This window comes from Bradyrhizobium diazoefficiens, from assembly GCF_016612535.1.
GTDB classification, from domain to species: domain Bacteria; phylum Pseudomonadota; class Alphaproteobacteria; order Rhizobiales; family Xanthobacteraceae; genus Bradyrhizobium; species Bradyrhizobium diazoefficiens_C.
In genome coordinates, this window is sequence record NZ_JAENXS010000001.1 from 3018650 (window position 1) to 3031564 (window position 12915).

Here is a 12915-nt window from a genome sequence, read left to right on the forward strand (position 1 = left end):
GACAATTAAAATATATAAAGATATCAATAAAAAACAGCGCTTTGAGCTGTCGACATCCCAAATTCTGTTGTTGGGCAAGGTGAATTTCGAGCTACATCGGCTATGATCGTCCCAACGCCTCGCCTCGAGCGAGCGCATGGTTTCGCGGCCCGCACACGCCAGATCTGCGCAGTCAGCCCATTGCCGCCGCGCGGCCCTCCACTACGTTAGCGCGCTATGATTCCGCTCTCAGTCCTCGACCTCTCCGTCGTCACCACAGGCACAAAGCCCGCCGTGGCGCTGCGCAACAGCATCGACCTGGCGCGTCATGTCGATGGGCTCGGCTATGTCCGCTACTGGCTCGCCGAGCATCACAACCTCGCCTCTGTCGCGAGCCCGGCACCCGATGTCATGATCGGACAGATCGCGGCGGTGACGAAACATATCCGCGTCGGCTCCGGCGGCGTGATGCTGCCCAACCATGCGCCTCTGATCGTGGCCGAGCGCTTCAAGATGCTCGAGGCGCTGTTTCCCGGCCGGATCGATCTTGGGCTTGGCCGCGCGCCCGGTACGGACGGTGCTACGGCTTACGCGCTCAGGAGCCGGCTCGACCGCCGTGAGGGCGACGATTTCCTGGAGCGGCTGCACGAGTTGATCTTGTGGCAGACCCGCGAATTCCCCTCGGGCCATCCTTATAACAACGTTGTCGCGATGCCCGACGATACGCCGTTGCCGCCGATCTGGCTGCTCGGCTCGAGCGACTATTCGTCGGAATTGGCCGCCCAGGTCGGCATGGGCTTCGCCTTCGCCCATCATTTCGCGTCCCACGACGCCATCGATGCGATGATCCACTACCGCAATCGCTTCCAGCCCTCGGCTTGGAGCACGAGCCCCCGCGCGATCCTCGCGGTCGCCGCTATCGCGGCGGATACCGACGAAGAGGCCGAAAAGCTCGCGACGTCTTTCGATCTCAATCGCCTGCGCCGCGACCGTGGTCAATATCTGCCGCTGCCAAGTGTTGAGGAGGCGCTGGCCTATCCCTATACGGACTCCGAGCGCGTCTCGATTGCGCGTAACCGCTCGCGCCTATTCGTCGGCAGCCCGGCGACAGTGCGGAAGAAGCTTCAGCCCCTGATGGATGCAAGCAAGCCGGACGAGTTGATGGTGATCACCGCGGTCTACGACCACGAGGCGCGGAAGAAGTCGTATTCGCTGCTGGCGGAGGCGTTCGGGCTGGTGAAGCAGGCGGCGTAGGCCGAACTACTCCATCGTCGCCCGGAACGGGTGTCCCGGATATACGCCGACGATGCGGAATTCGCGCGAGAAGAATTTCAGCTCCTCGATCGCGAACGCGAGGCCCTTGTCGTCGGGATGGCCGTCGACGTCGGCGTAAAACTGCGTGGCGAAGAAATTGCCGTCGACCATGTAGCTCTCGAGCTTGGTCATGTTGACGCCGTTGGTGGCGAAGCCGCCCAGCGCCTTGTAGAGCGCGGCGGGCAGGTTGCGCACCCGGAATACGAAAGTGGTGACCAGCGGGCCCGAGCCTGGCGCGGCCCATTTAGGCTCGCGCGCCAGCACCACGAAGCGCGTGGTGTTGTGGGCCTCATCCTCGATGTCCTCGGCGAGGATGTCGAGGCCGTAGATCTTTGCTGCCAGGCGCGAGGCGATCGCGGCGACGGTCTTGTCATTGCGCTCGGAGATGTCGCGGGCGCTGCCGGCGGTGTCGGCATGGACAATCGGCTTGATGCCGAGCTTGCGGATGATGCGCCGGCACTGACCCAGCGCGTGCACATGGCTCTCGACGCTTTTGATGTCGGAGAGCTTGGTGCCCCTCACCGCCATCAGCTGATGCCGGATTGGTAAAAACCATTCGCCGACGATGAAGAGGCCGGAGGCCGGCAGCAGATGATGGATGTCGGCGACGCGGCCGGCGACCGAATTCTCGATCGGGATCATGCCGAGATCGGCTTCACCCGAGGAGATCGCCGACAGCGCGTCCTCGAAAGTGGCGCAGGGCACCGGCTCGGCGTCGGGATAGGCCTCGACGATGGCGATGTGGGAATTGGCGCCAGGTTCGCCCTGGAATGCGATTTTCAGCTTGCTCATGATCTGCCTTGTAGCAGCGGCTCAGGATTTGGAAAGGATGCCGCGGGCAGTCTCGAGGTCCGCCGGCGTGTCGACCCCGCGGGGGACCGTGTCGACGATGGTGAAGTCGATGCGCATCCCGGCCTCCAGCGCCCGGAGCTGCTCGAGCCCTTCCTGCAATTCGAGCGGCGAGGGCGGCAGCGAAACGTAGCGCTCCAGCGCGGCGCGGCGATAGGCGTAGAGGCCGATATGGTGGTAGCGCGGTCCGTTGCCGGTCGGCGCGGTCGCGCGGGTGAAATAAAGTGCACGCATGCGCCGGCCTCCGAGCGAGGTTCCGATCGCCTTCACGACACTCGGGGCGAGGTCCTCTTCCTCGGTGTGGATCTGCGAGGCCAGAGTCGCGATATCGACCGCGGGGTCTTCGAGCGGCGGCAGCACGTCGCGGATATTGTCGGTTGTGATCGTCGGGAAATCGCCCTGGAGATTGACTACGATCTCGGCCTGTCCACCCGGATCGAGCTTCTGCATGGCCTCGTGGATGCGGTCCGAGCCCGAGGGATGGTTGGGGCTGGTCATCACCGCCACGCCGCCATCCGCCGTCACGGCGTCCGCGATCTCCTGCGTATCGGTTGCGACCGCGACCCGGCCGACCGCGGCCTCTTGCGCCCGGCGCAGCACGTGGATGATCATCGGCAGGCCCACGATGTCCTTCAGCGGCTTGCCAGGCAGGCGGGTTGACGCCATGCGGGCCGGGATTAGCACCAGAATGCGGGGATTGCTCATCGGTTCAAGAGCCTGGAAATGGGGCGTTTTCCGCACCAGGAAATGGGGTGGGGATGGGCTGAAAGCCGCATCGCTTATACGGGTTGCCAGACCCCGGGCAAACCGATATCTGAATGGCAAAACTCGGGGAAACAATAAGGAACGTTTGATTCTCCCGAGGCTCGTCCTGGCGGCCGACCGGCCGCTGTTTCCTTCTTGCGGTGTGGGGCCTGGCCGGAAATGGACTCTTTCGAACTCAATAAGATCCTCGGTGCCGTGCTCGGCACCTGTCTCATTCTGCTGGTGACGAGCTTCACCGCCCAGGCGCTGTTCTCGCCGAAATTTCCGGAAAAGCCGGGTTTTGAAATCGCGGTGAAGGAGACGGCTGGCGACAAAGGAGGTGCCCCGGCTGCTGCTGCGCCCTCCGAGCCGATTGAAAAGCTGCTTCAGACCGCCTCCGTCGAGAAGGGCGCCTCCGCCGCCAAGAAGTGTCAGGCCTGCCACACCTTCGAGAAGGGCGGTCCGAATCGCGTTGGTCCGAACCTCTACGGCATCGTCGACGATCGCCGCGGCGAAGACCGCAACGGTTTCAATTTCTCGGCCGCGATGAAGGCCAAGGGCGGCACCTGGACCATCGACGACCTGAACAAGTTCATCGCCAACCCGAAGGGGTTCATCCCGGGCACCGCGATGGGCTTCGCCGGTATTCAGAAGGACTCCGAGCGCGCCGACGTCATCGCTTACCTGAACAGCCTCTCCGACAGCCCGAAGCCGCTGCCGACCGCGGCGAAATAAGGCTCTTCGGCATCGTTCATGGAATGCGCGGCCAGGCTGAAAAGCCTGGCCGTTTCCGCTTCAAGGCCTCGCAATGTCGTTATCGGGGCGTTTGGTCGCAGCGAACCGCCCAACCCGGCTTCCAACATGAGGAAAAAGCAACATATTCGGTCGAAACCTCGCCTATATTGAGCTCTTAAAGGGGTAACCTCCTTCAAGACTGGGATGTTGATTTGGCCATTACCCGACGCGATCTCCTGCTCACCGGCGCGGCCGTCGCTGCGCTCCCCGCCTTCGGCTCCGTGGCGGGGGTTTCGATCACCGGATCCGCACAGGCGCAGTCCGCCGGCGAGCTGCCTTGGCGTCACGCCGTTTCGACTTTTGGCGACGTGAAATATCCCGCCGGCTTCAAACATTTCGACTACGTCAATCCGGGCGCGCCAAAACAAGGCATCGTACGCCTGTTTGAATTCGGTACTTTCGACAATTTCAATCTGGTGATCGCCGGATTGAAGGGATCGCTCGCAGGCGGCGCTGCCCTGATCAATCAGACACTGACCGTCAGGTCGCAGGACGAACCCTCGACCGCGTACGGACTGTTGGCCGACGCTGTCGCCTATCCCGACGACTTTTCCTACGTGCTCTATCGATTGAATGCAGCGGCACGCTGGCACGACGGCAAGCCGGTGACGCCCGATGACGTCATTTTTTCATTCAATGCGTTCAAGACGAACAGTCCGATGTACGCCGCGTATTATCGGCACATCGTCAATTGCGAGCAGACGGCAGATCGGGTCGTTAAGTTCACGTTCGACAAGCCCGGCAACCGCGAGCTTCCATCCATCGCCGGCGAGGTTCCGGTCCTGCCGAAACACTGGTGGGAAGGCAGCGGGGCCGATGGGCGCAAAAGAGACGTTACGTTGACGACTCTTGAGAGCCCGCTGGGATCTGCGGCCTTTCGCATCAAGGAGTTTGTTGCGGCCAGGACGCTGGTGCTGGAACGGGTCCAGGATTATTGGGGGAAGGACCTGCCGCACAGCGTCGGTCAGGACAATTTCGACCAACTCCGCTACGAATTCTTCCGCGACGACACCGTCGGACGCGAGGCTTTCAAGGCTGATCAGCTGGACTGGTTCACCGAACGTAGCGGTAAGCAATGGTCGACGGCCTATGACTTTCCGGCAGAGCGCGAAAAGCGAGTCATAAAGGAAAAGTTCCCGGATGCGAGCTCTGGGCAGATGCAGGGTTTTGCGTTCAATCTGCGCCGTCCGCTGTTTGCCGACGTCAGAGTGCGCCGCGCATTCAACTATGCCTATGATTGGGAGGAATCCGATCGGCAGCTCTCGAACGGAGAGTACCATCGCGACAGCAGCTATTTTGATGGTATCCCCGATCTCATGTCGTCGGGCCTTCCTGAGGGAAAGGAGCTCGAGGTTCTAGAGACGTTGCGCGACAAGGTGCCGTCCGAGCTCTTCACCACACCTTACAAGAATCCGGTCGGCGGCAATGCCGAAGCGTCTCGCAACAACTTGCGCGAGGCGGCGCGGCTCCTGAAGGAAGCTGGTTTCGATATTCGTGATCGAAAGCTGATCGATCCTTCAGGGAAACCTGTCAGCGTTGAATTCTTGTCTGCGGAGCAAGGCGACGAGCGCAGCGTGCTCTTCTACAAGCCTTACCTCGAACGGCTCGGCATCGCAGTCAATGTTCGCACGGTCGATAGCGTGCAGTACCAGAATCGCTTGCGAAGCTTCGACTTCGACATCACGACGGCTGTATGGGGACAATCGCTCTCGCCCGGCAACGAGCAACGTGATTTCTTTGGTTCGGATGCGGCCGATCGGCCCGGTTCGCGGAATCTTCCCGGAATCAAGAATCCCGCAGTCGACGCCCTGATAGATCGGATTATTTTCGCCAAGGATCGTGCAGAGCTGGTTGCAAGCTGCAAGGCCCTGGACCGCGTCTTGCTCTGGAATTGCTATGTCGTCCCGCAGTTTGCCGCGGGATTTCAGCGCGCAGCGCGGTGGGATCGTTTCAGCCATCCCGAGCCATTGCCTAAGTACGGCGTCACTGGATTTCCAAGCTTGTGGTGGTGGGATGCCGAAAAAGCCGCCAAGACGGGTGGACGCTCTTGAGCCGGCCCCTTGGCAGGCCGCTGTTCTCTCGCCGCCAGGCGCTCGGCGTTGGTTTCAGCGCGCTCGGCGCCGCCTGTTTGCCGGGCGCGGCGACCTCCGAAACTCTCGCCGAGGCCCACGGCATGTCGGCCTTCGGCGATCTCAAATATCCGGTCGACTTCCACCATTTCGACTACGTCAATCCCGACGCGCCGAAGGGCGGCGTGTTCTCGCTCATTCCCTCCGTGCGGGCCTACAATCAATCCTATTTCACGTTCTCGTCGCTCAACGCCTACATCCTGAAGGGCGAGGGTGCGCAGGGCATGGACATGACCTTCGCGCCGTTGATGGCGCGCGCCAACGACGAACCCGACGCGATGTACGGGCTTGCGGCAAAATCGGTGCGGATCTCGCCGGACAAGTTGACCTACACCTTCACGATGCGGCCCGAGGCCCGCTTCCATGACGGCTCCAGGCTCACCGCGCAGGACGTCGCCTTCTCGCTCAACACGTTGAAGGAGAAGGGCCATCCGCTGATCGTGGTGCAGCTCCGCGATTTCGTGAAGGCCGACGCGCTTGACGAGGCCACGGTGGTCGTCACCTTCGCGCCGAACCGTGCGCGCGACGTGCCGCTCTATGTCGCGAGCCTTCCGATCTTCTCGAAGGCGTATTACGCGGCGCGTGCTTTCGATGAATCCACACTCGACACGCCGCTCGGTTCGGGGCCTTACAAGGTCGGAAAATTCGAGGTCAACCGCTACATCGAATATGAGCGCGTCAAGGATTGGTGGGGCGCCGATCTGCCGGTGTGCCGCGGCAGTTACAATCTCGATACCGTGCGCTACGAATTCTACCGCGATCGCGACGTCGCCTTCGAAGGCTTCAGCGGCAAAAGCTATCTTTTTCGCGAGGAACTGACGGCGCGCATCTGGGCCACCCGCTATGATTTCCCGGCGGTGAAGGACGGCCGCGTCAAGCGCGAGCAGCTGCCGGACGAGACGCCCTCCGGCGCACAGGGCTGGTTCATCAATCTGCGCCGTGACAAATTCAGGGATGCTCGGGTGCGGGAGGCTTTGATCTACGCCTTCGACTTCGAGTGGACCAACAAGACCATCATGTACGGCGCCTATGCGCGCACGGTCTCGCCGTTCCAGAATTCGGACATGATGGTCTCCGGCCCGCCGTCGCCTGAAGAGCTCGCGCTGCTCGCACCGTTCCGCGGCAAGGTGCCCGACGAAGTGTTCGGCCAGCCGTTCGTGCCGCCGGTATCGGACGGCTCAGGACAGGACCGCACCCTGTTGCGCAAGGCGGGTGAGCTGCTCAACGAGGCCGGATACGTCATCAAGGACCGCAAGCGGGTATTGCCCAATGGCGAGCCCTTCACGATCGAATTCCTCAACGACGAAGCCTCGATCCAGCCACATCACGGACCTTATCTAAAGAATCTCGCAACCCTCGGCATCGATGCGACCTTCCGTCTGGTCGACGCCGTGCAGTATCGCGCGCGGCTGGAAGATTTCGATTTCGACATGACGATCGAGCGCTTCTCGATGTCGGCGACGCCCGGCGATGCGATGCGGGCGTTCTTCTCCTCCCAGGCCGCCAGGACCAAGGGCTCGTACAATCTCGCCGGCATCTCCGATCCGATCATCGACGCGCTGATCGAGAAGATCATCGCCGCCCAGACCCGGGCGGAGCTGACCACGGCCTGCAGGGCCTTCGACCGCGTATTCCGGGCCGGGCGCTACTGGGTGCCGCAGTGGTATGCGAACTTTCATCGCGTCGCCTATTGGGACCAGTTCAGCCATCCCGACAAGCCGCCGAAATATGCGCAAGGCGTCGGCGCGCCGGAGAATTGGTGGTTCGACGCCGCCAAGGCGGCCAAGCTCGAGCAGGCGAAATAATCATGAGCGCCTATATCGCCCGCCGCATTCTCCTGATGATTCCGACCCTGCTCGGAATCCTCTTCGTGTCGTTCGTCGTCGTGCAGTTCGCGCCGGGTGGTCCGGTCGAGCGCGTGATCGCGCAGCTCTCCGGGGCCGACACCGGCGGCAGTTCGCGCATTTCCGGAGGCGGCGACTTTGCGCAACGCGCGCCCGGGCAGCTGGGGGCCGGTGGCGATGCCATCAACTCCAAGTACCGCGGTGCGCAGGGCCTCGACCCCGATTTCATCAAGAAGCTGGAAGTGCAGTTCGGTTTCGACAAGCCGGCGCCGGAACGCTTCGCGCTGATGGTGTGGAATTTCGCCCGCTTCGATTTCGGCAAGAGCTATTTTCGCGACGTCAGCGTGATCCAGCTCATCAAGGAGAAGTTGCCGGTCTCGATCTCGCTCGGCATCTGGCTGACGCTGATCACCTATCTGATCTCGATTCCGCTCGGCATCCGCAAGGCCGTGAAGGACGGCACGCGCTTCGACACCTGGACTTCGGCGATCATCATTATCGGCTTCGCGATCCCGGGCTTCCTGTTCGCGATCCTGCTGATCATTCTCTTTGCCGGCGGCTCCTTCTGGAATCTTTTTCCGTTGCGCGGCCTGACCTCGGACGGCTGGTCGCAGTTTCCCTGGTACTGGAAGATCATCGATTACTTCTGGCATCTGACCCTGCCGCTGATCTCGATGGGGCTGAGCGCATTTGCGACAATGACGCTGCTCACGAAGAATTCGTTCCTCGATGAGATCCGCAAGCAATATGTCATGACCGCGCGCGCCAAGGGTTGCAGCGAGACCCAGGTGCTCTATGGCCACATCTTCCGCAATGCGATGCTGATCGTGATCGCGGGTTTTCCGGGTGCCTTCATCCACGCCTTCTTCTCCGGCTCGCTCCTGATCGAGACCATCTTCTCGCTGGACGGGCTCGGGCTGCTGAGTTTCGAGAGTGTGCTCAACCGCGACTATCCGGTCGTGTTCGGCACGCTCTACATCTTTTCGCTGGTCGGCCTCGTGGTCAATCTGATCTCCGATCTGACCTATATGTGGATCGATCCGCGGATCGATTTCGAGGCAAGGGAGGTCTGATGGCGCTGACCGCCCCAACCCCGATCGAGACGACCACGGGCTCTCCGCTCGGCGAAGCCGTGCCGGCTACACGCAAGCCGTTCGCGCCGTCGCCGCTCAACAGGCGGCGCTGGGAAAACTTCAAGGCGAACCGGCGCGGCTACTGGTCGTTCTGGATCTTCATGGTCCTGTTCGTGGTGTCGCTGTTTGCCGAGCTGATCGCCAACGACCGGCCGTTCCTGATCAAATATGACGGCCATCTCTATTGGCCGGCCTTCGTCACCTATTCGGAGACGACTTTTGGCGGCGATTTCGAAACCGCGGCCGACTACCGCGATCCCTATTTGCAAAAGCTGATCAAGGACAAGGGCGGCAGCATCGTCTGGCCGCTGATCCGTTATTCCTACGACACCCACAATCTCGATTTGCCGACGCCTGCGCCGTCACCGCCGACCTGGATGCTGACGGAAGCCCAGTGCAAGCCCGTGGTCGAGAAGAAGGGGCTGAAGAGTTGCCGCGACCTCGAATACAACTGGCTCGGCACCGACGATCAGGGTCGCGACGTTGTCGCGCGACTGATTTACGGCTTCCGCATCTCGGTGCTGTTCGGCCTCTGCCTCACCATCGTCTCCTCGGTCGTCGGCGTCGCCGCCGGCGGCATCCAGGGCTATTTCGGCGGCTGGATCGATCTGACGTTCCAGCGCTTCATCGAGATCTGGACGGCGATCCCGTCGCTCTATCTGCTGCTGATTTTGTCGTCTGTGCTGGTGCCCGGCTTCTTCGTGCTGCTCGGGATCCTGTTGCTGTTCTCATGGGTGTCGCTGGTCGGCCTCGTGCGCGCGGAATTTTTGCGCGGGCGTAATTTCGAATACATCCAGGCGGCGCGCGCGCTCGGCGTCTCCAACAAGGTGATCATGTTCCGGCATCTGTTGCCGAACGCGATGGTCGCGACCATGACGTTCCTGCCGTTCATCGTCTCGAGTTCGGTGATGACGCTGACGGCGCTGGACTTCCTCGGCTTCGGACTGCCGCCCGGCTCGCCCTCGCTCGGCGAGCTGCTGTCGCAGGGCAAATCCAACGTGCAGGCGCCGTGGCTCGGCTTCACCGGCTTCTTCTCGGTCGCGATCATGCTGTCGCTGCTGATTTTCGTCGGCGAAGCCGTGCGCGACGCCTTCGATCCGCGCAAGACGTTCAAGTGAGGACGTGATGGACGCGATCAACCAGCCCTTGCTCGCCGTGCGCGACCTCTCAGTGGCCTTCCGCCAGGGCGGCGCCACCACGCTCGCGGTCGACAAGGTCTCGTTCCAGATCAAGCGCGGCGAATGCCTGGCGCTGGTCGGCGAATCCGGCTCCGGCAAGTCGGTCAGCGCGCTCTCGATCCTGAAGCTGTTGCCTTATCCGAATGCCTCGCATCCCTCGGGCAGCATTCGCTTCAAGGGACGCGAGCTGATCGACCAGTCGGAGCGAGAGATGCGGGAGATCCGCGGCAGCGACATCTCCATCATCTTCCAGGAGCCGATGACCTCGCTCAACCCGCTGCACACGATCGAGGCGCAGATCGGCGAGATCATCCAGCTGCACAATCCGACCAGCAATGCCGCGGCGCGCAGGCGGACACTGGAGCTGTTGACCCAGGTCGGCATTCCCGAGCCGGAAACCCGGCTGAACAGCTACCCGCACCAGCTCTCCGGCGGTCAGCGCCAGCGCGTGATGATCGCGATGGCGCTCGCCAACGAGCCGGATTTGCTGATCGCGGACGAGCCGACCACGGCGCTCGACGTCACCGTGCAGGCGCAGATCTTGGCGCTGCTCGCCGAGATCCGCGCGCGGCTGGGCATGAGCCTGCTCTTCATCACCCATGATCTCGGCATCGTGCGCCGTATCGCCGACACCGTCTGTGTCATGAAGGGCGGCGAGATCGTCGAGCAGGGGCCGGTCGAGCAGGTCTTCAAGACCCCGAAACATCCCTATACCCGCGATCTGCTCGCAGCCGAGCCGAAGCCGGATCCGGCGCCGCCGCAGCCGGATGCGCCGGTGGTGATGTCGACCGATGATCTGAAAGTGTGGTTTCCGATCAAGCGCGGCCTGATGCGCAAGACGGTCGGTCACATCAAGGCGGTCGACGGCGTCAGCGTTGCCGTGCGCAAGGGCGAGACGCTTGGCGTCGTCGGCGAATCCGGCTCGGGCAAGACCACGCTGGGGCTGGCGCTGCTGCGGCTGATCTCCTCCAACGGGCGGATCGTGTTCCTGGGCAAGGACATCCAGGGCCTGCGCTTCAAGGAGATGCGGCCGTTTCGGCGCGACATGCAGATCGTGTTTCAGGACCCGTTCGGCTCGCTCAGCCCGCGCATGTCGGTCGCCGACATCGTCGCTGAAGGCCTCTCCGTGCATCAACCGAAGCTGTCGCGCGAGGAGCGCGAGGCACGCGTCGTCAAGGCGCTCGAGGATGTCGGGCTGAAGCCGGACACCCGCTATCGCTACCCGCATGAATTCTCGGGCGGCCAGCGCCAGCGCATCAGCATCGCGCGCGCGGTGGTGCTGGAGCCGGATTTCGTCGTGCTGGACGAGCCGACCAGCGCGCTCGACATGCTCATTCAGGCGCAGATGGTTGACCTCTTGCGTGAATTGCAGCGCAAGCGCGACCTCACCTACATGTTCATCTCGCACGATCTGCGCGTCGTCGCCTCGCTCGCGAGCCATCTCATCGTGATGCGCGGCGGCAAGGTGGTGGAGGAGGGGCAGGCTGCCGAACTCTTCAAGAACCCGCAGACCGATTACACCCGCGCGCTGTTTGCGGCGGCGTTCCGGCTCGACACGGCAGGCAACGGCTCGGTCGCGACGTAGCTTTTCCGATTATTTCGGGCGTGCGTTTTGTCCGCCGAAGCTCGAAGAGTGAAGGCGAAAGCGCAAATCCGGAATCCCGAAAGGTCGGCTTTCGCGGATAAACGGGAATTTGTTCGGTTCCGTCGCAATCGGCTGCTTTTGACTCAAAACGGACAACGACCCATTCGCGACAGTGACAACTCAAGCTAGAAACGGCTAAGTTGCTTTAGGACATTATCTTGGGGATTGAACATGGTCGCACAGACCCCTGTCATCGAACTCATGAAGCTCATCAGTGGGTTTCAAGTGTCGCAAGTCATCTCGGCAATGGCTGAGCTTGGTATTGCAGACGCATTGAAGGACGAAACACTCCATAGTGACGTTGTCGCGCGCAGGCTGGAATGCGATCCCGCGTCCCTATATCGGCTGCTACATGCCCTCGCGTCAGTAGGTCTCTTGGAAGAGCAGCCTGAGCGGCATTTTCGACTAACGCCGATTGGAGAATGCCTGAGGTCGGAATCGCCGAACTCTCGATCGGCGTGGGCGCGCTATGTCGGCCGACCTTATGTCCGGCAATCATGGGCAAATCTAGCCGACAGCGTAAGAACCGGAAAGAGCGCGTTTGAGCTGTTGCACCATGCGAACTTGTGGGAGTGGCGTGGGGAACGGCCCGAAGAAACCGGAATATTCGACGCGGCCATGAGCGAGCTGTCGCGTTCGGGAGGCAATGCGATTGCCTCTGCTCACGATTTCTCGGCGTACAAAGTTATTGTCGATATCGGCGGCGGACAGGGGGCACTGCTCGCTGCCATCCTAGCGCAACATGCGGGCACGCGCGGCATCCTGTTCGATCTGCCGCATGTCGTCGTCAAAGCAAAGGAACTGCTCGCAGCGGCGAACGTTGCAGATCGCTGTGAGATCGTAGGCGGCGACGTCTTCAAGAGCGCGCCGACGGGCGGTGATGCCTACCTTATTAAATCCGTGTTGATGGATGAGAGCGACGAAAGTGTCGTTTCGATTTTAGGCCGCTGCCGCTCGGTGATGTCATCGTCGGCGCATCTCATTGTGATCGAGCATCTTCTCACCCCGCCAAATCAACCGGACGTCAACTATAGCGACATGACTATGATGGTGATGACTGGCGGTCGCGAGCGTACACAAAAGGAATTCGAAGCTCTTTTTGCGGCAGCACGCTTTCGCTTTGAACGGGCCGTCAGTACCCGGTCGCCGTTTACGCTGCTAATCGGCAGCCCAAGCTAAACCGACGCTATCGGGCAACGGGGAACTTCTCCTTACCCAAAACGGATTCGACCGAGCGGTATTTCTCTTTCGCTCATTATGTCGGCCCTATCGCCAGGACTACGTTCGCAGCCTTGTATGTGGGGC

Annotated in this window: 10 protein-coding genes; 8 read left to right on the forward strand and 2 right to left on the reverse strand. The window is 61.7% G+C overall.

Translation table 11 applies throughout. From position 1 onward, the window contains the following. The first annotated feature begins 216 nt into the window (after positions 1 to 216). The gene (locus JJE66_RS14280; protein WP_200514874.1) at positions 217 to 1233 is read left to right on the forward strand and encodes an LLM class flavin-dependent oxidoreductase; all 1017 of its coding nucleotides are present in this window, start codon (positions 217 to 219) and stop codon (positions 1231 to 1233) included. A 6-nt stretch (positions 1234 to 1239) separates the two neighbouring features. Here JJE66_RS14280 and JJE66_RS14285 read toward each other — a convergent pair whose 3' ends face one another. After that, positions 1240 to 2085, reverse strand: a complete 846-nt coding sequence (locus JJE66_RS14285; RefSeq protein ID WP_200514875.1) for a prephenate dehydratase — start codon at positions 2083 to 2085, stop codon at positions 1240 to 1242. Positions 2086 to 2106: 21 nt separating this feature from the next. Then, on the reverse strand, positions 2107 to 2847 hold the full coding sequence (locus JJE66_RS14290; protein ID WP_200514876.1) for a 3-deoxy-manno-octulosonate cytidylyltransferase: 741 nt from the start codon (positions 2845 to 2847) through the stop codon (positions 2107 to 2109). A gap of 219 nt (positions 2848 to 3066) precedes the next feature. On the opposite strand from JJE66_RS14290, the gene JJE66_RS14295 reads away from it, so the two are divergent. The 7 genes from JJE66_RS14295 (at position 3067) to JJE66_RS14325 (ending at position 12789) form a co-directional block, all read left to right on the forward strand. Then, positions 3067 to 3621 carry a cytochrome c family protein gene (locus tag JJE66_RS14295; RefSeq protein WP_200514877.1) on the forward strand — a complete coding sequence of 185 codons (555 nt, stop codon included), beginning with the start codon at positions 3067 to 3069 and terminating at the stop codon, positions 3619 to 3621. A gap of 212 nt (positions 3622 to 3833) precedes the next feature. After that, the gene (locus JJE66_RS14300) at positions 3834 to 5732 is read left to right on the forward strand and encodes an extracellular solute-binding protein (RefSeq protein ID WP_200514878.1); all 1899 of its coding nucleotides are present in this window, start codon (positions 3834 to 3836) and stop codon (positions 5730 to 5732) included. After that, a complete protein-coding gene (locus JJE66_RS14305) occupies positions 5729 to 7615 on the forward strand; it encodes an extracellular solute-binding protein (RefSeq protein ID WP_246756188.1) in 1887 nt (628 codons plus the stop codon). The genes JJE66_RS14300 and JJE66_RS14305 overlap by 4 nt, the downstream gene beginning before the upstream one ends. Before the next feature lie 2 nt (positions 7616 to 7617). After that, positions 7618 to 8727 carry a microcin C ABC transporter permease YejB gene (locus JJE66_RS14310; protein ID WP_200514879.1) on the forward strand — a complete coding sequence of 370 codons (1110 nt, stop codon included), beginning with the start codon at positions 7618 to 7620 and terminating at the stop codon, positions 8725 to 8727. After that, positions 8727 to 9905 (forward strand): ABC transporter permease, encoded by a 1179-nt coding sequence (locus JJE66_RS14315; RefSeq protein WP_200514880.1) that lies wholly within the window; start codon positions 8727 to 8729, stop codon positions 9903 to 9905. The genes JJE66_RS14310 and JJE66_RS14315 overlap by 1 nt, the downstream gene beginning before the upstream one ends. 7 nt (positions 9906 to 9912) lie before the next feature. Then, positions 9913 to 11550 (forward strand): ABC transporter ATP-binding protein, encoded by a 1638-nt coding sequence (locus JJE66_RS14320; RefSeq protein WP_200514881.1) that lies wholly within the window; start codon positions 9913 to 9915, stop codon positions 11548 to 11550. Positions 11551 to 11781: 231 nt separating this feature from the next. Then, the gene (locus JJE66_RS14325; protein WP_200514882.1) at positions 11782 to 12789 is read left to right on the forward strand and encodes a methyltransferase; all 1008 of its coding nucleotides are present in this window, start codon (positions 11782 to 11784) and stop codon (positions 12787 to 12789) included. Positions 12790 to 12915 lie beyond the last annotated feature (126 nt).